Here is a 23,860-nt window from a genome sequence, read left to right on the forward strand (position 1 = left end):
ACCATGATGACCATGATGACCATGATGACCATGATGACCATGATGACCATGATGACCATGATGAAGAGCATCACGACGAAGACCATGGTGACAACCACCATGACGAAGACACCCACGAAGACGAGCATCACGAAGCCGGTCACGGCCATGATCATGGCGCCGATGACCCCCACGTCTGGCTTGACCCTGAAAACGCCAAGATCTGGCTGGGTGTGATTGCTGAAACACTGGCCACACAGGATACCGCGAATGCCGACGTTTACCGCGCCAACGCTGCGGAAGGTCAGGCCAAGGTGGATCAAGCCAGCGAAACCGCCCGCGATCTGCTGGGCGCTGCCGAAGGTCAGACCTTTGCCGTTCTGCATGACGCCTTCCAGTATTTCGAAAGCCGCTTCGACCTGACCGCCTTGGGTGCCTTGAGCGATAGCGATGCGACATCGCCCAGCCCCGCCCGCATGGCCGCGCTGCGGGATGCGATCACCGAGGCCGGCGTGACATGCGTCATTGCGGAACCCCAGTTCGACCCCCGCCTGATCGAGGCCTTGGGTGGCACCCTCAGCGTGACCGAGGTTGATCCCTTGGGGACAGAGCTGGCCGCCGGACCGGGGCTCTATCCGGAACTGGTTGTTGAAACTGCACGCCGGATTGCAGGCTGCGGGCAGTAACTGCGCCCCTTTGGTCAATTGACACCAGCGCCCCACAGGTGATGTTTGCGCTGACATCTTTCACCTGTGGGGGCATCCGAATGACACAGACTGACGACCTGAAGCGCGACGCGCGCGCTTTCTTTGATGCCGCCGTCACTGCAGCCGACCCTGCACTTGCACTGCGCAAGGCGCTTTCGGCGTCCTCCTTTCCAAAGCCCATGGGCCGCACCTTGGTCATCGCCATCGGCAAAGCTGCCCCACGTATGATGGCCGAGGCCTTGGCGCATATCGACGGCCCCTATGAGGCGCTGGCCGTCACCCACCACGAAAACGATATGGACGTCGATGGTGCGACGGTTCTGCGTGCGGGACATCCTGTACCGGATGAAGCAGGCGCAAACGCCGCGAAAGATGTGATGGCCCTTCTGGCAACGGCCACCGCAGACGATCAGGTGATTGCGCTGATTTCCGGTGGGGGATCGGCGCTTGTTCCGGCGCCGACGCCGCCAATGAGCTTGGCGGACAAAGCCGCGGTCAACAAATTACTGCTGGGCGGTGGCTTGGACATCGTCAAGATGAACCTTGTCCGCCAGCAACTGTCTGAATTGAAAGGCGGCGGGTTCCTGCGCCATGCGGCCCCTGCCCCCGTTACCGCCTACATCCTGTCCGACGTGATCGGCGACGATCTGCGCGCCATTGCCTCCGGCCCCACGGTCGGGCCCATTGGCACACGGTCTGAGGCACGCGCGATTTTGGAAGGCGCCGATTTGTGGGCCAAACTGCCCGACACCGCACGAGGCATTCTGGAACAACCGGATGAGGCGCAGGAAACACCAGACGCGACTAACATCCTGATCGGGTCGAACCGCCATTCCATCGCAGCAATGGAAGAGGCCGCAATCGGCGCCGCATATGTCGCGCGCGTGGTCAGCGACGCGCTAGAAGGCGACGTGGACGATGCAGCGCAAGAAGTGATTGCTGCAGTTGGCCCAGTGGATCAGCCGACAGCCTTGCTGTTCGGCGGTGAAACAACCGTGGTCCTGCGGGGCGACGGGCGTGGTGGACGTAATCAGGAACTGGCGCTGCGTGTCGCGATGAACATGCCCAAGCTGGATCACAGCTGGGTCTTTCTGTCTGGTGGCACCGATGGCCGCGACGGCCCGACCGACGCGGCAGGCGGCATCGTGGATGCAGGTACCAAGGACCGGATCAAAGACAGCGGTCACGACCCGAAGGCGCTGTTGGACAACAATGACAGCTATGCCGCATTGAAGGCGGCGGGCGATTTGCTGATCACGCCTGCGACGGGCACCAACGTGGCAGATGTGCAGGTGCTGTTGATCCGGCCCTAGCGTCCTTGGAACTGGGCCAGTTCAATGCCCTCATCCAGCAAAGCCTGACGGACCGCTTTGGCGATTTTCACCGCTGTCGCCCCATCGCCATGCAGGCAAATGGTATCGACCGCCGCAGGAATGACCTGACCGCTTTCGGCGATGATGCCCCCTGCCTTTACCATCGCAACCACCCGATTGGCCGCGACCTCGGGGTCATGGATCACCGCGCCGGGTTTGGACCGGTCCACCAAGGTGCAATCGTCGTTGTAGGCGCGATCGGCAAAAATCTCTCCGGCCCAACGACAACCGAGCTGTTCGACCGCAGCCTGCTGCTGGGTGGCAGTGATGACCATCACAATGATGTCCGGATCGACAGCCAATGCGCCTTCGTATGCGGCCTTAGCCAAACTCACATCCTCGGCCGCCATATTGGCCAGTGCGCCATGCAGTTTCAGATGCCGCACACTGCCGCCAGCCAGCCGCGCCATCGCCTGTGCCGCGCCCAGTTGATAGGCCACCAGATGGCGCACCTCGTCTGGTTTCAATGACATGCGACGCCGACCGAAGCCTTGCAAATCAGGAAATCCCGGGTGCGCGCCGATGCCCACACCTGCCTTCGCCGCGCGGGCCATTGTCGCCGCCATGACATCGGGATCACCGGCGTGAAACCCGCAGGCAATATTGGCCGAGGTGATCACATCCAGCAATTCCGCATCACTGCCCATCGGCCAGGGACCAAAGCCTTCGCCCATATCCGCGTTCAGATCGACGGTCATTTTGGCTCCTCCTCGGATCCCGACACCACGCCGGAGATCAATTGATAAGACAGCAGATCGCGGATGTCATGCGGATCGCGCACCAGCCGTTTCAGTTGCGATTTTAAGGACTGACGGGCCGCAGTGTCGCGTGCTTCGATCTCAAGTGCGGCCTCAAGGTCAATGAACTGGAACCGCAAATTTGCACCTGCGGGCGTTTGCACCGCCTTTGGCATGTCCGACGGAATAACTGTGCCGATCCGTGGATAGCCGCCGGTGGTCTGGCTTTCGGCGGTCAGAATGTAGGGTGTTCCATCGCCGGTGATCTGGATATCGCCGGGCACAACGACCTCGGACACGATGGACCGGCCGTCAGCGGCCCCGAACCGGTCGCCATCATACGTCAACTTGACCCCCATCCTGTTGCTGCGGGGATCGCGGGCGAATGCGGTTTGTTCAAAGCGTTCCAGCATCTCGGCCTGAAACAGCGCTGTTTGCGGCCCAGCAACCACGCGTAAAGTTCCGCCAGAACAACGTTCAGACGGGCTTAGGCCCAACCCGGTATCACCGCCCTTGTCCGTCAGAATAGGCAGGTGATCACCGGCAGAGAGACATGCGCCGACACCCCCCGCCAGATGGGCAGAGCGTGACCCCATCATGGGATCTGTCTGAATCCCGCCCGCAATGTGAAGATAGCCGTAGTTTCCAGCCCGAACGCCGCCAATGTCCAACCGCGCCCCTTTTGGCAGGGCGTGACTGGCGTTCCAGCGCAGGGGTGTGCCATCCAAGGTGGCCGTCATCTCGGCCCCTGTCAGGGCGATGCGCGTGTCGCAGGTGGCCTCAACCACCACCCCCATGCCTGCCATTTCCAGAACAGCGCAACTTGGGTCCTGCCCCAACAGCGCGGAACCTTCGTATATCGCAAGACGATCCATGGCTCCGCCACGGGACAGGCCCAGCCCCAAAGTGCCGGAACGCCCCAAGTCCTGCACCGTGACCTGTGGACCTGCGCGGTGGATGATCAGCGCCGCGCTCATTCCACCTGCCCCCAAATCGCACCACCATCAGGCGCGGATTTCAACGCCTCATATTCCTCGGGCGTCACCGATTTGAATCGGATTTCATCGCCAGGACGCAGGCGGAACGGGTCGGGATGGTCAGGCTGGAAAGCGCGGAACGCGGTCTGGCCGACGTGGTTCCAGCCTGTGGGGCTGTCGAAGGAAAACAAAACGATCTGGCGCACCGCCGCGACAACCGCACCTGTCGGAACAGGAGCCAGTTCCGCGTTGCGCGGGATGTCCCAGTGATCGGGCAGAAATCCGAGGTATGGCTGACCCGGCGCAAAGCCGACAGCCGTGATCCGCAGGTGCGCTGCCGACAATTCCTTGATCGCGGCATCCTCGGACAACCCAGCCAATTCAGCTGCCTTGGCCAGTTGCGGGCCGTAGCTTCCACCGTAAACGGTCGGGATGGTGATCAACCGACGGCCAGTCGGCATCTCGGCTGCGAACCAGTCTTGAGCCTTTAACCGCTTCGCCAAATCAGAGCGCAAATCCGCGTGGCGCAGATGGCGCACATCAAACCGCACAAAAACAGACACCAAGGACGTGGCAATTTCTTCCACGCCGACCGGCAGGTCACGTTCCAGCGCCGCGCCGAAGGCCAGTGCCGCGCGATTGGCGGGTTCGGACAGGCTGTCGCCGAACCGGACGAGCAAGCCGTCGGTTCCCAAAGTCTGAATATCCGGAAAGTGCATCGTCTGGATCATGCCCCAAGTCGTAGCGCAGCGCGCAATCGGGGAAAATGCCTAATGGAAGCGATCTGTGCGATAGGGCGTCAAATCGAGATTGGGCGACTGTCCCATGATCATCCCTGCGAGTATGCGCCCCGACTTCGGTCCGCCGGTCAGACCAACGTGATGATGCCCAAACGCGGTGTAAATCCCCGTCTGCCCGACCTCGCCCAGCATCGGCAGGCTATCCGGCAAGGCGGGGCGATGGCCCATCCATTCGACCTCTTCACTGGTCTGCAAGTGCGGCAAAGCCTTGGCCGTTTGCCTACGCAGCAGCCCGAAAGGCGCGCGGGATGGCCCTGCGTCCAAACCGCCGAATTCCAGAATCCCCGCACAGCGCAAACCATCAGTCATCGGTGTTGCGACGAACTGGCCCGCGTTGATCATCGTGGGGTGTTTGGGTTGGCCGGAGGCATTCTTGAAAGTGATGTGATAGCCGCGCTCGCTTTCCAGCGGAACTTTCAGATCGAGTTTTTTCAACAGCCGAGCGGAAAAGGCCCCACTGGCGATGACGGCGCTGTCACAATCGATCACGCCGTCAGTGGTCGCGATCTGCGTGATCTGGCCGTCGAACAGGGTAAAGTCCGAAACCTCGGCCCGCCGCACATGTCCACCCATGGCAACGAAGTCTTCAGCCAATGCCGCGACATAGCCGCCGGGGTTCAGCACATGGCCATGCCCTTTCAATACAGCCAGACAGCCGATGTCAGGGCCATAGGCGGAGTCGAATTCAGCGACCGCATCACCTTCGATCAGTTCGGGTACAAATCCGTGCGCCTTCTTGATGTTCCAGTCATAAGACCCTGCCTCGAATTCCGAACGATTGGCGTAGGCATAGACGTACTCTTCACCTGCAAGGAAGCGACGCGCGGACAAGCCTTCGGTCAAGGCGCGATGCTGATCAGGGCTGTCAGACACCAAGGGCGCAAGGGCCTGAACGATGTCGCGCACGCGGTTCTCACGTGCATTGGGCAAAAGGCGCAGCAACCACGGGGCCAAACGCGGCAGATAGGACCAGCGCAGAAACAACGGCGCGTCCTGATCCAGAAGCATGCGCGGCACTGATGGGATGGTCGATGGCACGACCGACGGCACAACGGCGCAAGCCGCCAGTACACCCGCATTGCCGAACGACGCCCCCTGTCCGGGCGCATCGCGATCCACCAAGGTCACGTCGGCCCCGAACCGACGCAGCCAGATCGCGGTCGAAACCCCGACAATCCCAGCCCCGATCACAACCACATGCATTCGGGACACCTTTCGTTAGAGGATACGCTTGACCGCTTCGAGGAAACTGGCGACCTCGGACAGCGAGTTGTAGTGGCAAAGCGAAACACGAATACAGTCATCCATACCCAAAGGCGTCAGGATGTTGCCCGAGTAATGGTCGGCCTTGCGAATGTGCACGCGGATACCTTCACCTTCCAGTTCCTCGACAATCTGGGCCGAGGATTTGGTCGCTGAATGGAAAGACACCAGCCCTTCGCGGGCCGGATTATCGACGCCCCCGACGATGGTCACGCCGTCCATTTCAGACAGGCCTGTCAGATTACCCGTGCCGTACAGCATGGCATCCGTCAGCGCGTGTTCATGTGCATGGATCGCGGCGGCGGCAGCCTCGATCTTCGCGCGGCGGTCTGTGGCGTCGGACACCTGTTCGCCCAGCCATTCGAAATAGGCCACAACGTCGGACATGGTCGCATAGGCACCGGTATCCCGCGTGCCCAGTTCCCAATTGCCGGATGGCCCGCCGATCAGCGCATCATGCGGCAAGGCAGACAGGCGGTCAGAGACCCACGCAATGCCATAGCCATGCCGCGAGAACACCTTGTAGGGCGAAATCACATAGGCATCCACAGGCGCCGCTTTCAGATCGATATGGCCATGGCTGGCGTGCTGGATGCCGTCCACGATGATGAAGCAATCCGGCGACTTGGCGCGGATCGCCGCAACGATGGCGGGCAGGTCCATGCCCATGCCGGTGACGGGCGATGTGTGCAGGATGGTGGCCACACGCGTATCGGCCGTGACCTTGTCGGCATAGGCGTCAGCCGTCACGCGGCCTTCTGTATCGCTGTGGGCGATCAGCACGTGTTCACGTCCCGAGTGTTCCGCCCAACGGGCCGCAGCCGAACGCGACGCGGGATGTTCGACCGTCGATCCGACAACCGTTCCACCAGCGGGCGCGCCCAGACAGACATCGCGGATGACGCGGAACAACAGTTCGGTCCCGCTTTCGCCGACAAACACCGATCCGCCATGCGCGTTGAACAGGGTTTTGACGTCATCCTTGGCTTTATTGATGATCTCGACCAGCGCCTTGGACGCGCCGTTGATGCGGCCTTGGTTGTCCGGAATGGCCGCGAATTTGGCCGATGTATCGACTGCAGAATTCAGCGTCAGCGCGCCGCCTGCGTTTTCAAAGAAAATACGCGGGCCTTCAAAGGGGCATTCATCGACATGGGCAAAACGGCTGCGGATCTCAGCCAGCAAGTCCGGGCGGTCGCCGATGGGATTGGTCGTCAATGGGGTTTCTCCGGTGTGTCGGACTGGCTGGCGGCAAGGCGCAACACCTCGTCCAAAGCTTTTTCTGCGTCGTCGGGATCTTGGCTCGGCACCGCATAGCTGCCGCTCATCCACTTGGCGAGGTCAATGTCAGCACAGCGTTTTGAACAGAAGGGACGGTATTTTTTATCCGTTTCCTTTTGGCAAATCGGGCAGGACATCAAAGAACCTCTGACAGTGGTTGGCGGTCTCGTTTGCGTTGCAGTTCGATGTTCCCCATCGGGGTCCATCCCGCAAAGATCGTGTCGACGCTGTCAGCCTTCAGCGCTGCGCGCAAGACCGTTTCGATCTGGCGGCGTTCCTTTTTCGGGAAAGGCGCGGGATCGATAGTGATCGCGCCGCCAAGCCCGCGAATGCGCAACTGGCGCGGCAGTTCGCGCAGCGCCGCAATGGTCGCCTTCAGGCCAGCAGCAGGCGACGTATCGCCGCCGGTGTTCACATCGACCGACACCAACGCGCGGGTCGGTTCAATCGCCATCGACGCACCGCCACCCAGCGATACCATGGGCGAAGACAGAGCCTCGATTGCATCCAGAACGCCGTTGTTCTCAAAAGCATCTTCGCTGTCATCGACGTCATCCGTCATGGTCCATTCGCGCCACGCCAGCATGTGCGGCCCGTCGCCATCGACCAGCTTTTCAGCATCGCCGTCGACATCGGCCATAACGTTCCTGGCCAGTTCGGCCATCGCCTGAATATCGTCGGCAATCGCCTCGGGGTCGCCAGTGGCACAGGACGACCGCAGGATCAGACCGTCTTCGCTGTCAAACGCGTCGCGCGCGATGCCGGTGAGTTCGTCGCGCAGATCATCATCGCGGATCGAACGGGAAATGTTCACACCGGGTGCGCCGGGGGTGACAATCGCATAGCGGCTTTTGAACAGAACCTTGGCTGTGACCGGCACGGCCTTGCCGGGTTCCGCTTGCCCCGTGACCTGCACCAACAGGCGCTGACCGGGCGCGATGCCCTTGATCTGGCGAAGGTACACAGACCCGTCAGGCGTATCGAGGAAAATGCCCCCCTGCCCCTTCATCGGGCGGCCCGCAATGCCACGATAGATCGTGCCCGCGCGGATGCCTTCGCCGTCGATGAACAGATCGTGCAGCTTGCCGTCTACCATCAGCGCCGCAGCTTCGCGGCCATTCAATGCGCCCAGCGCGATTGTCGAACCCTTCATGACTGTCCTTTCCAGACAGGATGTCCTGCGGCCTCTAACAGACCCGCCGTTTCAGCAAGGGGCAACCCCACCACGGCGGTGAAGCTGCCGGAAATCCACGGGATAAAGGCGCCCGCAGGCCCCTGAATACCATAACCACCGGCCTTACCACGCCAGTCGCCAGACGCCAGATAGGCGTTCACTTCGACATTGGACAGCGATTTCATGCGCACCTGCGTGACAACGGACTTTTCCCAGACCTTATCACCACGGCGCACCGCCACGGCTGTGATCACGCGATGCCTACGACCAGACATGGCCCACAGGAATTCGGCCGCCTCGGCTTCATCCTCGGGTTTGCCCAGAATGCGGCGACCCAAAGCAACCGTTGTATCAGCAGACAGAATGATGTCGTCAGGACCAGCCTTGATCGCCAGCGCCTTTTCCCGTGCGAGACGTTCGCAATAGGGGCGCGGCAGTTCGCCTTTCAGGGGCGTTTCATCGATATCTGGGGACTGGATTTCATCCGGCGACACGCCCAGCTGCGCCAACAGGTCTTTGCGCCTTGGGCTGCCAGAGCCAAGAACAAATGCCATCTTCGGTTACTCCTGACATAGAAACGGGGCCCGAGGGCCCCATTCGTACAAACAAACTGCCGTAAGACGCAGCTTATTTAAAGCGGTAGTTGATGCGGCCCTTTGTAAGGTCGTAGGGCGTCATTTCAACTTGTACCTTGTCGCCAGCCAGAACACGGATGCGGTTCTTGCGCATCTTGCCTGCCGTATGTGCGATGATCTCATGGCCGTTTTCAAGCTCGACCCGGAACGTCGCGTTCGGCAGGAGTTCCTTCACGACACCGGGAAATTCGAGCGTATCTTCCTTGGCCATGGTCTCTCCTAAATTAGTGGGTCCGCGGAGACTCCCGCAGAATGGCGCTTAAATGGGCTTAAACCACCTGTTTTTCAAGCCCCAAGTTAGCGTAGCCCCATGATCTGCGGCTTTGGCGCACGGTCGTTTTGTTCTTCCCAGTGACTCCAGTTGAGCACACCGCCGTCTTTGCGCACGTCATGGATGCGCGCCGTGTCGATGTCGCAATAGGTCCAGCCGGGTTGGTCCAGCACGCCTTCTGCCATGACGCCGGACGATGGAAAGCCCCTGTCTGGCGGACCAAAAACGCCGCCCTGCCCGCAGTTGTGATCCACCGCTTCGGACCAGAGCGCATCACCCACGGTCGAGGACATGACCGTCACGCATTGCTGTTCCAGAGCACGCGCCTGCGACCCGATCCGGACGCGGGTATAGCCTGCGTGGGCTTCAGTACAGGACGGGACGAGAATGATATCGGCGTCCCGTAACGCATGGCCGAACAAAGGAAATTCACTGTCGTAGCAGATCAGGATGCCGATCTTGCCAAACTCGGTTTCGAACAAACGCAAAGGCCCGCCGCCAACGACGTTCCAGTCTTCGCGTTCGAAACGCGTCATGATCTGTTTGTCCTGGACACCCATTTCGCCCGACGGCGAAAAGAACCGTGCGCGGTTCACAGGGCGGTCATCGAATTCAGGATCGAACACAGGCGCAGAGGCGGCAAGGATATAGACGTTGAACTCGCGCGCCAGATCGGCGTGCAACGCGTTTGCGGCGGGAATACGCTCGGCCACCGCGTGAAGGGATTGTTCCAGATCGCCAGCCGCCTCAAGCCCCGCCAAAGTCGCCAGTTCCATCGATCCGTATTCCGGAAACACCAGCAAACGCGCGCCATTCTCCGCCGCTTCTGACACCCAGTTGCGTATCTTGCCCGCGTAATCAGCCCACTCTTGGAACACATCCAAGGGATAGGCCGCTGTCGCGACCTTCAGCGTTTTGCCCGCACTCATAGTTCGCGCATCCAGAATTGCAGGTCGTGATCTGACTGCTCGGTCTGGCCGCGTTCTTTCCATTTGAAATGCGCAACGACGCCTGGCAGCGGATCATAACCTCGCTTGCGCCAGAAGCCGTTCAGAGGGCGATATCCCTCAGGCTTCATCGGATGGTCATCAGGGCGCATCACGGAACAGAAACAGGAATAGCTTTTGCCAAGCTTCCGCCCATGCGCTTCGCGCTGATCAAAGAACTGATGCCCGATGCCCAAGCCGCGATATTCAGGCAAAAGCACCGACTCGGCACAGTAAAAGATCGATTCCAGATCAAGGCCGGTCTTTTCGAAGGCCTGCGCAAAATCCGAGGCATGTTCGATCATCGGCGCGCCCGTTGCGGCGCCGACCAGCTTGTCGCCATCAAAGGCCCCGACCAGAACCGCGTTTTCGCTGTCGCGGTAGGTTTGCAGATAGCTGCGTTCGTATTGGAAATCGCCATCGTACAGATAGGGAAAGGCATGGAACACGGTGATGCGCAGACGGGCAACGTCGTCTAGCACATCATCCAGTTCCGCGCCTGTAAGTACCTCAACCCGCATCACGAAACCTGTTTGATCCAGTCCGACAGGTTGTAATAGGTCACAACCCGCGTGATTTTTCCGTCCATCAGCGAAAAGAACGACCCAGCCGGCAAACGGTAGGTCTGGTTGCGCGCTTCGGGCAGGCCTTCGTCCGTTTCCAGATAGACGCCGTTGACCATGAACTCGGCCGCACCGCGCGTGCCGTTTTCGGCCTCGAACAGCACCATCTCGGTCAGCTTTTCATCATAGCAGCGGGACATGTGCGCACAGAATTCGGCGAACTTGTCTTTTCCAATGCGTTCATTGCCTTCGTTCACGTAGTGGACAACGTGATCGGACAGGCAATCCAGCATGCCGTCGGTGTCTTTGCGATTAAAGCAGTCAAAGTATTTCTCAAGAACAGCCTTGCTCATCCTGCACCCCATTTCCCTTTGAGTTGGTCGTAAATCTGGTCCCGCGTTTGTCGATACGCGTTCAGCTTGGTTTCCCGTGTCTCGCCAATGCCCGTCGGGTCCATGATCGGCCAGTATTCCACTTTCAGATGGAACAGCCGCGTCAGATCCAGCGCGTGACGTTGCGATGCGGGCGACATGGCGACGATCAGATCAAAACCTGACAGCGCCTCGCCGTATTCTTCGAGGTCCTGAAAACTGCGCGCGCGGTGGCGCGACAGTTCGACCCCTAATTCCTGACAGACCGAAATCGCGAAACCGTCGATCTCAAGGTCATTCAGAACGCCCACAGATTGGACGTAAGTGTCAAAGCCATAGAGCTTTTTCATCAGCCCTTCGGCCATAGGAGAGCGGACAGCGTTGTGATCGCAGCAGAACAGAACCGATTGCGGCAGACGTTCCGGCACCTGCGTCAGCCTCCGAAATGCAGCACGCAGATCAGGGTGAACAGACGGCGGGCGGTATCGGTGTCGATCTCGACCTTGCCTTCCAGACGTTCCTGCAGAATGCGCGCACCTTCATTGTGGATACCGCGACGCGCCATATCGATGGTTTCGATCTGGCTGGGCGGCAGCGTTTTTACGGCATCGAAATACGATTTGCAGATCTGGAAATAATCTTTGACGACCTGTCGGAACGGGCTGAGAGACAGATGGAATTCCGCAGCTTTTTCGTGCGTGGACGTCGTCACATCGAACACAAGGCGTTTGTCACGGATCGACAGGCCCACATTATAAGGGCCCGGAGGCGCAACACGACCGTCGCGATCGGGAATGGAAAAGCTGTTCTCTTCCATAAGATCGAACATGGCAACGCGGCGCTCCTGCTCGATCTCCGGCGTGGGCGGAGGCAGGTTCGCGTCATCCAATTCTATGTGAACGATGTGGCTCATTCAGCACTCTTTCAAAAACAAGACCGATCTACCGTGCGCCTGCAGCATCGACAATGCAACCTTTTGGGCGTGTTTTCGCGGCAAAACCCGACGTGAAATTGTCGCAGCCACTGTGGCGCGGCAGACTCATATCCGGCTCATATCCGGAATTTCAGAAATGAAAGATCGACGGAATGATTCAAACATCTCTAAAAAGATCCGTAAAAAAACATATTACATTGAGCAGGTTCATATGGCACACCCTCGGATCGCCTCGTTCTGGAACGGCGCCCCGCTTAGCTTTTTGGAAAAGCTATGCCTGAAGTCGTTTGTCGACGTTGGCCACCCTATCCGTCTTTACACTTATGAAGATCACCTTGATGTGCCCGAAGGCGTCGAATTGGCGGACGCGCGCGACATCCTGCCAGAAGAGACACTAAAGGAATCGTTCAGCCCGACTGGACTGGCCCCCTTTGCCGACCGTTTCCGTCTGAACATGATGTACCAAACGGGCGAAGTGTGGGTGGATTGCGACGTGCTGTCGATCCGTCCTTTGGCCGAGATGGACTATGTCTTTGCCCGCGCGGGCCGGTTTTTCGGAAACGCCATTCTGAAGCTGCCACAGAATTCACCGGCACTTCGCGATCTGCTTGAGATGGTAAATGCGAAAGAACCCGTGATCCCTGCAGACTGGCCGTGGAAACGGCAGTTTCCCGATCACGTACGAGATCTGGCTGACGCGGATGGCACCATCACACTCGGCGCCGGCATGCGGGCACATGTGCCTTATATGACCTTCGGCCCGCAAGCGCTGTCGTATTTCCTGTCCAAGCATGGCGAAGACATCCACGCACAGCCCACCGATCATTACTATTCGATTGAACCGGTCCCGCTTCGGCAGAACTATTTCCGCCCACGTCGCATTCGGGTCGAACCCGCGAAAGATGCTGTCATGCTGCATCACGTCGGCGGCAAGCCGTTCCGTCGCAAGTTCGAAGCGATGGGCGAAGTGGTTATTCCGCACGATTATTCGCTGATCGGACAGGCCTGCAAAAAGCACGGCATCCAACCCGATCAGGAAATCGCGGCCTCCGCCTAAGCGGGTTATTCCGGCTTGTTCAGCTTTTCGAGGCGTGCAGTCACACTCAGACCGTGCGCCTCTAGGCTTTCGGACGCCGCCAATGCCTCTGCCGCCGGGCCGATGGCCTTCAACGCCTCGGGTGTCATTTTGGACAGCGTGGTGCGTTTGACAAAGTCCATCACCGACAGACCGGACGAGAAGCGCGCAGATCGCGCCGTGGGCAGAACGTGGTTCGGGCCGCCAACGTAGTCGCCAATGGCTTCTGGCGTCCAGTGGCCAAGGAAAATGGCCCCTGCGTGGGTGATCTTGGCCGACAGCGCATCCACATCAGCAACACACAGTTCAAGGTGCTCAGGCGCGATGCGGTCCGACAAGGCCGCGGCCTCATCCAGATCAGCCACGGTAATAATCGCGCCGAAGTCTTCCCAGGATTTGCCTGCGATGGCGCGACGTTCCAGCGTTTCCAAACGCTTCTCAACCGCTAGTGCGACGGCCCTCCCGAACTCCGCGTCCGTTGTGATCAGGATCGCTTGGGCGCTTTCATCGTGCTCGGCTTGGCTCATCAAATCCAACGCAATCCAGTCGGGATCATTATCGCCATCCGCGATAACCAAAATTTCGGACGGGCCCGCGATCATGTCGATGCCGACCTTGCCGAAAACACGGCGCTTGGCAGCGGCAACAAAGGCGTTGCCGGGTCCGGTGATTTTATCAACCGGCTTGATCGTTTCGGTGCCATAGGCCAGCGCCGCAATCGCCTGCGCGCCACCGATGCGGTAAATTTCATCCACGCCGGACAGACGCGCCGCCAACAGAACCAGCGGGTTGATAACACCGTCAGGCGTGGGAACGGTGATTGCCAGACGGCCGACACCCGCCACCTTCGCCGGAATGGCGTTCATCAAAACGGACGACGGATAAGACGCGAGGCCGCCGGGCACATATAGACCCGCCGCCGAAACCGGTGTCCAACGCCACCCAAGCTGCGCGCCAGTGGCGTCGGTCCACATCGCATCCTCGGGCATCTGGCGGCTGTGGTAGGCGCGGATGCGTTCAGCGGCCAGTTCTAGTGCCGCGCGCTCTTCGTCGGACACTTTGGCGATTTCCGCGTCAACTTCTTCCGCCGAAACCGCCAACTTATCGGCTGTCAGCTCCATCCGGTCGAATTTGGCCGTCAGTTCCAGAACCGCCGCATCGCCGCGTGCGCGGACATCGGTAATGATGTCTGCCACGACATGATCCACGTCAGGGCTATCTTCCCGCTTGGCGCTTAGAAGCACCTGAAAATCGGTTTCAAAACCTGCGTCGCGCGTATCAAGAAAGACGGGCATGGTGGGGTCCTTTGTGGCTTGAGGGCCGTTATAATGCGATCTCGCATCGGCTCAAGCAGATGCGCAGGGCCAATGTGTCACGGCCCTGCGAAACAAGTTATTCAGAATGGTCGGGCACGTGGCCTGAAACGGCCTTATAAGGGCGCGTCACATCTTTCAGCGACACTTCCAACGCTTCGACATTTGCGCGCAGCGCGCCATCGCCCGCCAGCACGAATTCAACCTGACCGTCGGCATCCGCGCCGGGCGTGAAGTTGACCGACAAGACCGCCAAGACCGTATCGCTATCACTGCGATCCACGCCTTGGCTGGCCATGCCCAACACGTGATCCACAACCAGAAGCGACCGCACTCGTTCCGGCGGGCGCCCTGCCCGCTTCGCCGCATCCACATCTTCGCGACGCAAACGGTTGATCAGAATTGCAAAACGCCGTTCCTTGGGCATCCATCGCATATCGCCAACGGTGAACACCCCGTCCTGCGCCAAGGCGGAGATGACCTGCAGGTCATCCACGTCCATGGCACCAAGGTTCAGGGGCTTGTCCTGCCCGTCTTCGAAACGTGCGTCTTCGGTCATTCGGCTTTTACCCGTTCGATTTTCGCGCCCACGCCCGAGAATTTGCGCACCACTTGTTCGTAGCCGCGATCAAGGTGATAGACACGGTTCACAATGGTTTCGCCTTCCGCCGCCAGACCCGCAAGGATCAGCGAAACAGACGCCCGAAGATCCGTCGCCATCACAGGCGCACCTTTCAGGCGATCAACACCTGTCACAGTGGCCGTACCGCCATGAACGTCGATCTTTGCACCCATACGCATCAATTCCGGCGCATGCATAAAGCGGTTTTCAAAGATTTTCTCTTCCAGAACCGAGGTGCCTTCGGCGGTACACAACAAGGCCATCATCTGCGCTTGCAAGTCTGTCGGGAACCCCGGGAAAGGCTCGGTCGTCACATCGACGGCGCGCACGCGGGCGTGACGGTTGGACACTTTCAAACCTTTGTCGGTTTCTTCAACGTTGATGCCAGCCGCATCCAATTTCTCACAGAACGCACCGATCAGATCGATCCGACCGCCAAGGCATTCAACCTCGCCACCGCAGATCGCAGGCGCCAGCATGTAAGTGCCCAGTTCAATCCGGTCGGTGACAACGCTGTGCGTTGCGCCGTGCAGGCGATCCCCCCCTTGAATAGTGATGGTCGAGGTGCCGTCGCCTTCAATTTGCGCGCCCATCTTGCGCAGGCAGTCTGCCAGATCGACGATCTCGGGTTCGCGCGCCGCGTTCTTGATCACGGTCGTGCCCTTGGCCAGAGTTGCCGCCATCAACGCGTTTTCAGTGGCGCCAACCGATACTATCGGGAAATCGACGATGCCGCCCTTCAGACCACCGGGCGCTTTAGCAAAGACGTAGCCATCGCGCAGATCAAGCTCTGCGCCCATCGCCTCGAATGCCTTCAAGTGCAGGTCGACCGGGCGCGCCCCAATCGCACAGCCACCGGGCAGCGAAACGACAGCATGACCGTCGCGCGCCAACATCGGGCCAAGCACCAGAATAGACGCGCGCATCTTGCGAACGATGTCGTATTCCGCCTTGTGATTCGAAATGTCGTGGCTCGACATTGCCAGAACCTGACCGTCTTGCAGCGAAGACACCTCGGCCCCCAGCGACTGCAGCAGCGTCGTCATCGTGCGGATGTCGGACAGGCGCGGCGCGTTGGTCAGCGTCAGCGGCTCTTCCGACAAGAGCGTGGCAGGCATCAACGTCAGACACGCGTTTTTCGCCCCGGCAATGGGGATTTGGCCCTTTAGCGGGCCATTGCCTGTCACAACGATCGAATCCATCAGCTCTTATCCTCTTTGTTTTCGTCGTCCCGCGGCGCGTTATCATTGCGCGCACGGGCCTGCGCTTTGCGCCGCGCCAAGTTCGCCTTGAGCGCGGCTTTCAGCCGTGCATCCCGATCATCGGCGGGCTTTTTGGGGGTGCCTGTACTTTGCTCCATAACACGTCTTTAACGAAGCGATGAAAAAGGGTCCAGATTGCGCTTGCGTGAGCGCAAAATTGCCTTTAGAGACCCGCCCACGCCAACACGGCACGGCGCTGCTGTAGCTCAGAGGTAGAGCACTCCCTTGGTAAGGGAGAGGTCGAGAGTTCAATTCTCTCCAGCAGCACCATTGATCTCCGCAAACTGTCCCCCAAAAAATCTGACAGCGGCGTGGATTTGCGCTTTTCGATAGGTTAATCGATCACACTCGCCCAAGTTGAGCATCCATTCAGACCAAATAACGACATCCTGTTTCGTGAAATTGGACTATGGACTGAACGCTTCGCAAGCTACGTATATGTAGCTGAAGCTGGCAAAATCAGGACTTTGCATGATCCAGCGAAGCTGGTCTGGCCTTCTGCAAACCAGCTTCGACCGCCCTCGGTTCGCAGACCACTTTATCGCAACTTTATATATGTTTGCGCGACGCATCCCATTTGGCCACCATGAGCTTTTCAGCTTAGGCTTCCAAATTCCGCCTAAAGTTAGAATGCGCCTTCCCTCAAACGTTACAGCTTCCGCCTATAACGTATCCTGCTTTTGCTCGACGTGAATCTGACAAACACCGTAACCTGTTTCTATATTTCCGCGTGGAATTCTATCAGAAATAGTTGCATTTTCTTCAGTTTGGTAAGCCTCTTCGTAAAACTTAACGTATTGAGATTGCAGACAGGCATTGGGGGAGCACTCCTGATTGGGCTCACTGTCTTCCTGAACGTAAATGATACTGAAATCCGGGAAACCAAACATACTACGACCACCAACCCTCTTATCGATCACCACATCGGAAAGACTAAATTCAACCTTCAAAGAAGGTTGACGGCATTTACCATCCGGAGCGATGCAAAGAGCAGGAAACCAGCAACTGTATTTCGTTTCTGCGGCGGCTTCAGAATTCCAAATTGAAAGAGCAACTAAAATGGTTGCGCCCACATTCATTTTACAAAACATCTAATGTTCCATATGTTTATTAAACAGCGTGCATATTCAAATAGCACAAGTATGAGACCAAAGGCTACGCTGGATAAATGTCTGACCAACTCCGACTTAATGGAAGGTTATTCATCTCAAATGTGAATCGTTAGAATAACTCCCTTTCGGATTTCGCCATTGATACCGAGAATGAATTGCCCGCTGCATGGTGTCTTCCCGTCAACGATTATACATTCTTTGCGGGAGGATCGGACATGACCAAAACAGCAGTGGTGACTGGGTGCAGTTCGGGAATCGGGGCGGCGGTGACGGATTATCTGCTTGCCCAAGGATGGCATGTCATCGGGCTCAGCCGACGGGCGCCTGACATTTCTGATCCGCAATTCACAAGCCTCCCTGTGGATTTATCCGACCGCGAGGACACTGCGCGTGTCATTGGGGAATTGGACGCGGTTGATGCTCTGGTCCACGCGGCGGGCGTTCTGCGTGTCGGACCTATTGAGCATATAGATGCTGAAAGCGCCGCTGCGATGTGGCGTCTTCATGTGGATGCCGCCAGCCAGTTGATGCAGGGTATCTTGCCAAACATGTTCGATGGCGGGCGGGTCGTATTGGTTGGCAGCCGCGTGGCAAAAGGCGTGGCGGGCCGGTCTCAATATGCGGCGTCGAAGGCCGCGCTTGGCGGTTTGGCGCGGTCTGTCGCGGCCGAGACGGTCGCGCGTCGGATCACGGTCAACATTGTGTCGCCCGGAGCCACCCGAACACCCATGCTGGACGACCCGAACCGCGCAGGCGAAGCCCCCAAAACGCCACCCATGGGCCGCTTTATCGAACCGTCCGAGATCGCGGCCACCGTCGGCTTTTTACTGTCCGACGGCGCGTGCAGCATCACCGGTCAAGACATCGTGGTCTGCGCAGGCGGATCGCTTTAGGCGGTCACCAGATCACCTTGGTCCAGTGCCGCGCCTTCTGCATGCTTGCGTACGTTCTGGGCCCAGTGCCCCACGATCCGTGCAAGGTTGTCTTGCGTCCCACCGGACATGTGCGGCGTGAGAACCGTGTTCGGAGCCGATCGCAAAGGGTGGTGTAGCGGCAGAGGTTCGGGGTCAAAGACATCGAGGGCAGCACCCGCGATGTGACCGGTCTCAAGCGCCTGCAGCAGCGCATCCTGATCGACCACGCCCCCCCGAGCTGTGTTCACAAGGAACGCGCCTTTTTTCATGCGCGCCAAGGTATCTTCATTGATCAGATGGCGTGTGGCATCTGTAAGCGGTGCGTGTAGGCTCACGACATCGGAACGCGCGATCAGCTCGTCGAACGAGGCATGGCCGGCGTGGCCCTCCAACGCGCCCGACCTGCGGGTATAAAGCACTTCGCAGTCGAATCCGGACAGGCGGCGCGCAACGCATTGCGCAATCGCCCCGAAGCCCACCAGCCCGACAGTCGCGCCGTTCAGGTCCCTGCCCTTTTCGTAGATACCGGGTTCGAGCCAGTCCCCCCCACGGACGCGCGCGTCACCGACGCATATCCGCTTCATCACGGACAGCATCAGCCCGACGGTGTGATCCGCGACGGACGCGGCGTTCTTGCCGGGGGAACGGGCCACCGTCAGCCCCTTGGCCAGCGCTTCGGGCACCGGCAGGCCGTCAGTACCTGTGCCCCATTGATGTAATAGCGCCAGATCCGGTGCGGCATCCAACATCGACGCGGGCATTTTCACCGCGCGGACGACAGCGTAGCGCACATTCGCCAAGGCCGTGATGCGATCTTCTTCGGAGTTAGAGGCCGGGAAGATCAGATCAAAGTCCGGCCCGACGATCTCTTGGATGCGGGTCTGCATGACAGGATCAAAGGCTTCCAGAATGGCAACGCGCAAACGGGTCATAAGAATTCTCGTTTCGTCTAATCAGAGGGTTTATGCGTCGCTGTCTTCGCGGCGGTACCGCACGGACGACCAATAGGCCAAACCGATGAACGTTGCGCCCAAAAGGCCTGTTACAACCTCGTTCACGTGCCAGACGGTTTGCGAGAACATGATCACCGACAGGATCAGGATCGACCAGAAGGCGCCGTGTTCAAGATACCGCAGTTCGGAAAGGGTCCCCTTTTCCACAAGCATGATCGTCATGGAACGGACGTACATCGCGCCGATGCCCAGACCGATAGCGATCAGGAACAGGTTTTGCGTCAGGGCAAAGGCCCCAATGACACCATCAAAGCTGAACGACGCATCCAGAACCTCAAGGTACAGGAACGCACCAATACCGCCCTTGGCGACGGTGTCGGCCGCATCGGCCTTATCAAGGATGTGGCCCAGCATATCGACGGCCAGATAGGTCAGCAGCCCACAGATCGCGGCAAAATAATAGCGCCCTTCGTCCTGTTCAGGCAGCACACAGCCGAAGATCAGCATGATCAGCAGTACAAAGGCCGCTTCGGCCCCTTTGACCGATCCGGCCTTGCGCAGCCAGGTTTCAAGCGTGCGGATCCAGTCGACCTCTTTGCCTTCGTCGATGAAATAGCTCAGCGCGACCATCATCAGGAAGGCCCCACCAAAGGCGGCGATGGACAGATGCGCGTCCCCGATGATGCGGGCGTATTCATCGGGCTTTGAGGCCGCCAGAACGATCGCCTCAATCGGGCCGATGCCCGCCGCGATCACCACGATCAAAAGCGGAAAGACGATCCGCATGCCGAAAACGGCGATCAGGATACCCCACGTCAAAAAGCGCTGCCGCCAGACAGGCGTCATGGTTTTCAGCTTGTTGGCGTTGACGATGGCGTTGTCGAAGGAAAGCGAGATTTCCAAGACCGACAGGATCAACCCGATGAACAGAAAGCTGAGCGCACCTGACAGGTGGCCCGAATAGCTCCAACCCAGTGCGAAAGCCCCGACCAGACCAAGGGCGGTGACGATAAACGCCCAGCGGAAATAATGCAGTACAGAGGATGTCTTGGACATATCAAACCACCGGCGTCAAAAGGGGCTCGCCTTGGAAATGGGCGGCCAGGTTATCGACGACCAACTGGGCCATTGCGTCGCGTGTTTCGACCGTGCCCGAGGCATGGTGCGGGTACAGTGTGACATTCGGCAAACCGGTCAATCGCGGGTCGGGGTTGGGTTCGTTATAGAAAACGTCCAGCCCCGCAGACCCGAGCTTGCCTGTGCTAAGCGCCTCGATCAGATCGGCTTCGTTCACCACCGATCCCCGTGCGACATTAATCAGGGTGCCCGTCGGGCCAAGCGCCTTGAGCACGTCGGCGTTGATCATGCCATCCGTATCAGGACCACCCGGAACGATCACAACAAGGATGTCGGACCAATCGGCCAGTTGGGTGACGTTTTCGAAATAGCGGTGCAAGACCTGCTTTGCACTGCGCGCGGTATAGCCGATCTCAAGCCCTAGGGGTTCAAACCGGCGTGCGATCGCCTTTCCGATGTTGCCCAGACCAACGATACCAGCCTTCTTTCCACGTACCGATGACAACAAAGGATACATGCCCTTGCGACCCCAGTCGCCTGAGGCCGTATAGGCGTGGGCATTGATCAATTCGCGGCGGCAAGCCAGCGTCAGCATCAACGCCGCATCTGCCACATCATCGATCAAGGCGTTCGAGGTGTTGGTAAACGCAATGCCGCGTTCAGCCAGCGCAGCCACATCAATGGTTTCAAATCCTGCCGAGGAACACGCCACGATTTGCAGGTTCGGCAGATATTCCAGATCATCACGGGTCAAGGCCGAATGCCCGTTGGTGACGATCCCCACACAGCGCGGACCGTATTCGGCCAGAAATGCCGCGCGGTTCTTGGCCTGATCCAAACGATGCAGGGTGTAGGTTTCTTCCAATTGTGCCATGGCCTTGGGACGGGCTGGATACATGACGAGAATATCAGGCTTGTCCATTTTAGACGGCCTCCTGCAAGTCTAGACGTTCTGCGCGGCGGGCGGCTTGCACCTCGGGGTCGGGGTGCAGAGACGCGGCCAAAAGATTGCGCGTATATGTTTCGCGGGGCGCGTCGAAAATCTGTGCGACAGGCCCCTGTTCGACGATGCGACCGCCCTGCATCACCACCACCCGATGGGCAAAATCGCGCACCAAAGGCAGGTCGTGGGCAATGAAAAGATAGGACAGGCCGAGTTCTTCTTGCAGGCGGTTCAGCAGGGTGATGACCTGCGCCTGAATGGACACATCCAAGGCCGAAACCGCTTCGTCGCAGACGATCAGCTTGGGTTCCAGCGCTAGCGCGCGGGCGATTGCAATCCGCTGGCGCTGACCACCGGAAAACTGGTGGGGGTAGCGGTACATATGGCTGGCATTCAGACCTACCTGTTCCAGTAATTCCTGAACGCGCGCCGTCCATTTTTCCTTGGGCAGGATTTCGGGATGGATCACGAACGCCTCGGAAATGATATCGTAGACCGACATCCGCGGGTTCAGCGACTGGGTCGGATCCTGAAACACCATCTGGATTTCACGACGAAGCGCGAACAGTTCAGCGGCATCCATCGTCACCAGATCGCGCCCCTGATAAAGCGCCTCGCCCGAAGTGGCGTCTTCCAGCCGCAACAGGGTTTTGGCCAAAGTCGATTTGCCCGAACCGCTTTCCCCGACAATGGCAACGGTTTCGCCGGGAAGAACTGTCAGGCTGGCATCCTGAAGGGCGGTGAAGGCACCGTATTTTTTGCCCATCTTATTGATTTCAAGGATGGGTTTGATGGCCGTATCCATCGGCTCGGCCATTTCGCCTGTTCCGGGAACGGCACCGATCAGCTGTTTGGTATAGGGATGGGTCGGGTTGTGATACACCTGCGTCGCAGTGCCAGTTTCGACAATCTCGCCCGAGTTCATCACCACTACACGATCCGCAACTTCGGCCACCACGCCAAGATCATGCGTGATCAACAGAAGGCCCATCTGGGTTTCCGCCTGAAGCTCTTCCAGAAGATCAAGGATTTGCGCCTGAACCGTCACGTCCAAAGCGGTCGTGGGTTCGTCCGCAATCAGGATATCCGGCTTCATGCCCAGCGCCATCGCGATCATCAGGCGCTGACGCTGGCCACCGGAAAATTCGTGCGGATAGCTGTCGATTTTATCGGCGGCATTCGGGATGCCGACACGCTCCATCAGCTCTAGCGCACGCGCGCGCGCTTCATCCTTTGGGGTGCCATGGGCCGTCATAATCTCTGCGATCTGAAAGCCCACGGTGTAGACCGGATTAAGGTGGCTCAGCGGATCCTGAAAGATCATCGCGATGCGCCGCCCGTTCAGGTCCCTGCGTTGATCGTCTGTCATCTTCAACAGGTCCTGCCCGTCAAAGATCAGTTCGCCCGACACAATCTCGCCCGGGGGGCAGTCAATCAGGTTCATGATGGCCGAAGCGGACACCGATTTACCCGAACCGGACTCGCCCAGAATGGCCAGCGTTTCGCCGAGATCCAGATGCCAGCTTACATCGCGAACCGCATGGACCGTGCCTTGGGCTGTGTGGAAATCGACCGACAGGTTGCGGACTTCTAACAAGTGATCAGCCATTGGACTTTTTCCCGATTTCAAGACGCCAGCGCTGGACCGGATCAAGCGCGACGCGCATCCAGTTCGACAGAAGGTTCAAAGACAGGGTGGTCAGAATAATCGCCAGACCCGGCCAGAACGACAGCCACCACGCGGTCGTCAGATAGGCTTTGCCCTGGGCCACCATCAGGCCCCATGTGATCTCGGGCGGCTGGATACCGATCCCGAGGAAGGACAAAGAACTTTCCGCCAACATGACAAAGGCAAAATCCAGCGTCGCGATGGTGACAAGCGTCGGGAACACGACCGGCAGGATGTGTTTGAACACGATCCGGTTGGTGGACGCGCCCATAACGCGGGCTGCCTGAACAAACATGCGTTCGCGGATTTCCAACACCTCGGCGCGGGAGGTCCGCAGATAAACGGGGATACGCGTGATCGCTAGAACGATGATCAGGTTCCCAACTGAAGGCGCGAGCATGTACAGCACGATCACAGCCAACAGCAGCGACGGGAAGGACATGATGACGTCCGCCAAGCGCATGATGATCTGGCTGCCCATGCGCGTTGTGTAGCCGGCAATCAGGCCCAGCGTTGTGCCAATGGCCAGCGACACAACAACAGCGCCTGTTGCGACCATCAAGGTGTTCTGCGACGCCACAACGATGCGCGCCAGCAGCGGACGGCCGAGTGCATCGCCCCCCAGCCAGAACACCCAGTCTTTCGAGAAATCGAACGGTGCCGCGTTTCGGCCGCGCAGGTTCTGTTTGGTCGCAACATCCTCGAGCATTGGCGCACCGAACAGGGCGCAGAAGATGACGATCAGGATGAAAATCGCCGCACAAAACGCCAGCTTGTCACGCCAGAGCATCATCAGGATTTGCTTGGCCGGATGCGTCTGTGCGGGGATGTTTTGGGGCGGAAGGGTCTTTGTATCGGTCATGGTCATA

Annotated in this window: 28 protein-coding genes and 1 tRNA gene; 5 read left to right on the forward strand and 24 right to left on the reverse strand. The window is 58.9% G+C overall.

Features of this window, described 5'->3' with window-relative positions; genetic code table 11:
- Positions 1-665, forward strand: a 665-nt coding sequence (locus tag AC4FIA_RS10610; RefSeq protein ID WP_490365819.1) for a zinc ABC transporter substrate-binding protein, incomplete at its 5' end; no start/stop codon positions are given.
- 80 nt (positions 666-745) lie between these two features.
- Complete coding sequence (locus AC4FIA_RS10615; RefSeq protein ID WP_490365820.1) at positions 746-1,999, forward strand: glycerate kinase type-2 family protein; 1,254 nt, start codon at positions 746-748, stop codon at positions 1,997-1,999.
- On the opposite strand, the gene AC4FIA_RS10620 is transcribed toward AC4FIA_RS10615, so the two are convergent.
- The 14 genes from AC4FIA_RS10620 to AC4FIA_RS10685 form a co-directional block, all read right to left on the reverse strand.
- On the reverse strand, positions 1,996-2,757 hold the full coding sequence (locus AC4FIA_RS10620) for a LamB/YcsF family protein (protein ID WP_490365821.1): 762 nt from the start codon (positions 2,755-2,757) through the stop codon (positions 1,996-1,998). The genes AC4FIA_RS10615 and AC4FIA_RS10620 overlap by 4 nt on opposite strands.
- Positions 2,754-3,773: a 5-oxoprolinase subunit C family protein gene (locus tag AC4FIA_RS10625; protein ID WP_490365822.1), complete on the reverse strand. Its 1,020-nt coding sequence runs from the start codon at positions 3,771-3,773 to the stop codon at positions 2,754-2,756. Before AC4FIA_RS10625 ends, AC4FIA_RS10620 begins: the two co-directional genes overlap by 4 nt.
- Complete coding sequence (locus AC4FIA_RS10630; RefSeq protein ID WP_490365823.1) at positions 3,770-4,504, reverse strand: 5-oxoprolinase subunit B family protein; 735 nt, start codon at positions 4,502-4,504, stop codon at positions 3,770-3,772. The genes AC4FIA_RS10625 and AC4FIA_RS10630 overlap by 4 nt, the downstream gene beginning before the upstream one ends.
- A gap of 39 nt (positions 4,505-4,543) precedes the next feature.
- Positions 4,544-5,776 carry an NAD(P)/FAD-dependent oxidoreductase gene (locus tag AC4FIA_RS10635; RefSeq protein WP_490365824.1) on the reverse strand — a complete coding sequence of 411 codons (1,233 nt, stop codon included), beginning with the start codon at positions 5,774-5,776 and terminating at the stop codon, positions 4,544-4,546.
- 15 nt (positions 5,777-5,791) lie between these two features.
- Positions 5,792-7,054 carry an aminotransferase class V-fold PLP-dependent enzyme gene (locus AC4FIA_RS10640; protein ID WP_490365825.1) on the reverse strand — a complete coding sequence of 421 codons (1,263 nt, stop codon included), beginning with the start codon at positions 7,052-7,054 and terminating at the stop codon, positions 5,792-5,794.
- On the reverse strand, positions 7,051-7,254 hold the full coding sequence (locus AC4FIA_RS10645; RefSeq protein ID WP_287474217.1) for a DNA gyrase inhibitor YacG: 204 nt from the start codon (positions 7,252-7,254) through the stop codon (positions 7,051-7,053). Before AC4FIA_RS10645 ends, AC4FIA_RS10640 begins: the two co-directional genes overlap by 4 nt.
- Positions 7,254-8,270 carry a ribonuclease E/G gene (locus AC4FIA_RS10650; RefSeq protein ID WP_490365826.1) on the reverse strand — a complete coding sequence of 339 codons (1,017 nt, stop codon included), beginning with the start codon at positions 8,268-8,270 and terminating at the stop codon, positions 7,254-7,256. The genes AC4FIA_RS10645 and AC4FIA_RS10650 overlap by 1 nt, the downstream gene beginning before the upstream one ends.
- Complete coding sequence (locus AC4FIA_RS10655; protein WP_490365827.1) at positions 8,267-8,845, reverse strand: Maf family protein; 579 nt, start codon at positions 8,843-8,845, stop codon at positions 8,267-8,269. Before AC4FIA_RS10655 ends, AC4FIA_RS10650 begins: the two co-directional genes overlap by 4 nt.
- Positions 8,846-8,918: 73 nt before the next feature.
- Positions 8,919-9,137 (reverse strand): translation initiation factor IF-1, encoded by a 219-nt coding sequence (infA, locus tag AC4FIA_RS10660; protein WP_005978431.1) that lies wholly within the window; start codon positions 9,135-9,137, stop codon positions 8,919-8,921.
- Positions 9,138-9,223: 86 nt separating this feature from the next.
- Entirely contained in the window at positions 9,224-10,108 is an 885-nt protein-coding gene (locus AC4FIA_RS10665; protein WP_490365920.1) for a carbon-nitrogen hydrolase family protein, read from the reverse strand.
- Between the two features lie 14 nt (positions 10,109-10,122).
- Positions 10,123-10,704 carry a GNAT family N-acetyltransferase gene (locus tag AC4FIA_RS10670; protein WP_490365828.1) on the reverse strand — a complete coding sequence of 194 codons (582 nt, stop codon included), beginning with the start codon at positions 10,702-10,704 and terminating at the stop codon, positions 10,123-10,125.
- On the reverse strand, positions 10,704-11,099 hold the full coding sequence (locus AC4FIA_RS10675; RefSeq protein WP_490365829.1) for a ketosteroid isomerase-related protein: 396 nt from the start codon (positions 11,097-11,099) through the stop codon (positions 10,704-10,706). Before AC4FIA_RS10675 ends, AC4FIA_RS10670 begins: the two co-directional genes overlap by 1 nt.
- The gene (locus AC4FIA_RS10680; protein WP_103908798.1) at positions 11,096-11,545 is read right to left on the reverse strand and encodes an arsenate-mycothiol transferase ArsC; all 450 of its coding nucleotides are present in this window, start codon (positions 11,543-11,545) and stop codon (positions 11,096-11,098) included. Before AC4FIA_RS10680 ends, AC4FIA_RS10675 begins: the two co-directional genes overlap by 4 nt.
- 5 nt (positions 11,546-11,550) lie before the next feature.
- The gene (locus AC4FIA_RS10685; RefSeq protein WP_490365830.1) at positions 11,551-12,030 is read right to left on the reverse strand and encodes a UPF0262 family protein; all 480 of its coding nucleotides are present in this window, start codon (positions 12,028-12,030) and stop codon (positions 11,551-11,553) included.
- Positions 12,031-12,262: 232 nt separating this feature from the next.
- Between AC4FIA_RS10685 and AC4FIA_RS10690 the strand changes: the two genes are divergently transcribed.
- Entirely contained in the window at positions 12,263-13,108 is an 846-nt protein-coding gene (locus AC4FIA_RS10690; protein WP_490365831.1) for a glycosyltransferase family 32 protein, read from the forward strand.
- A gap of 5 nt (positions 13,109-13,113) precedes the next feature.
- On the opposite strand, the gene hisD is transcribed toward AC4FIA_RS10690, so the two are convergent.
- From hisD to AC4FIA_RS10710, 4 genes are all read right to left on the reverse strand, one after another.
- Positions 13,114-14,421: a histidinol dehydrogenase gene (gene hisD, locus AC4FIA_RS10695; RefSeq protein ID WP_287474122.1), complete on the reverse strand. Its 1,308-nt coding sequence runs from the start codon at positions 14,419-14,421 to the stop codon at positions 13,114-13,116.
- Between the two features lie 97 nt (positions 14,422-14,518).
- The gene (locus AC4FIA_RS10700; protein ID WP_287474120.1) at positions 14,519-14,998 is read right to left on the reverse strand and encodes a DUF2948 family protein; all 480 of its coding nucleotides are present in this window, start codon (positions 14,996-14,998) and stop codon (positions 14,519-14,521) included.
- Positions 14,995-16,263, reverse strand: a complete 1,269-nt coding sequence (gene murA / locus AC4FIA_RS10705; protein WP_490365832.1) for a UDP-N-acetylglucosamine 1-carboxyvinyltransferase — start codon at positions 16,261-16,263, stop codon at positions 14,995-14,997. Before murA ends, AC4FIA_RS10700 begins: the two co-directional genes overlap by 4 nt.
- Complete coding sequence (locus AC4FIA_RS10710) at positions 16,263-16,421, reverse strand: hypothetical protein (RefSeq protein WP_200813148.1); 159 nt, start codon at positions 16,419-16,421, stop codon at positions 16,263-16,265. Before AC4FIA_RS10710 ends, murA begins: the two co-directional genes overlap by 1 nt.
- A 97-nt stretch (positions 16,422-16,518) precedes the next feature.
- Here AC4FIA_RS10710 and AC4FIA_RS10715 point away from each other — a divergent pair.
- Positions 16,519-16,593 (forward strand) — tRNA-Thr (locus AC4FIA_RS10715).
- Positions 16,594-16,985: 392 nt separating this feature from the next.
- Here the strand turns inward: AC4FIA_RS10715 and AC4FIA_RS10720 are convergent.
- Positions 16,986-17,414 (reverse strand): hypothetical protein, encoded by a 429-nt coding sequence (locus AC4FIA_RS10720; protein WP_490365833.1) that lies wholly within the window; start codon positions 17,412-17,414, stop codon positions 16,986-16,988.
- Between the two features lie 236 nt (positions 17,415-17,650).
- Here AC4FIA_RS10720 and AC4FIA_RS10725 point away from each other — a divergent pair, with 236 nt between their 5' ends.
- Positions 17,651-18,328 carry an SDR family NAD(P)-dependent oxidoreductase gene (locus AC4FIA_RS10725; protein WP_490365834.1) on the forward strand — a complete coding sequence of 226 codons (678 nt, stop codon included), beginning with the start codon at positions 17,651-17,653 and terminating at the stop codon, positions 18,326-18,328.
- On the opposite strand, the gene AC4FIA_RS10730 is transcribed toward AC4FIA_RS10725, so the two are convergent.
- From AC4FIA_RS10730 to AC4FIA_RS10750, 5 genes are read right to left on the reverse strand one after another with little or no spacing between them, the layout of a single operon-like run.
- Entirely contained in the window at positions 18,325-19,281 is a 957-nt protein-coding gene (locus AC4FIA_RS10730; RefSeq protein ID WP_490365835.1) for a 2-hydroxyacid dehydrogenase, read from the reverse strand. The genes AC4FIA_RS10725 and AC4FIA_RS10730 overlap by 4 nt on opposite strands.
- A 30-nt stretch (positions 19,282-19,311) precedes the next feature.
- A complete protein-coding gene (locus tag AC4FIA_RS10735; protein WP_490365836.1) occupies positions 19,312-20,358 on the reverse strand; it encodes a DUF475 domain-containing protein in 1,047 nt (348 codons plus the stop codon).
- 1 nt (position 20,359) lies between these two features.
- Positions 20,360-21,301 carry a 2-hydroxyacid dehydrogenase gene (locus AC4FIA_RS10740; protein ID WP_490365837.1) on the reverse strand — a complete coding sequence of 314 codons (942 nt, stop codon included), beginning with the start codon at positions 21,299-21,301 and terminating at the stop codon, positions 20,360-20,362.
- A 1-nt stretch (position 21,302) separates the two neighbouring features.
- Positions 21,303-22,931, reverse strand: coding sequence for an ABC transporter ATP-binding protein (locus AC4FIA_RS10745; RefSeq protein WP_490365838.1), 1,629 nt, complete (start codon positions 22,929-22,931; stop codon positions 21,303-21,305).
- Positions 22,924-23,853 (reverse strand): ABC transporter permease, encoded by a 930-nt coding sequence (locus tag AC4FIA_RS10750; RefSeq protein ID WP_287474089.1) that lies wholly within the window; start codon positions 23,851-23,853, stop codon positions 22,924-22,926. Before AC4FIA_RS10750 ends, AC4FIA_RS10745 begins: the two co-directional genes overlap by 8 nt.
- Positions 23,854-23,860: the final 7 nt, after the last annotated feature.

The sequence above is a fragment of the Thalassococcus sp. genome (genome assembly GCF_982780845.1).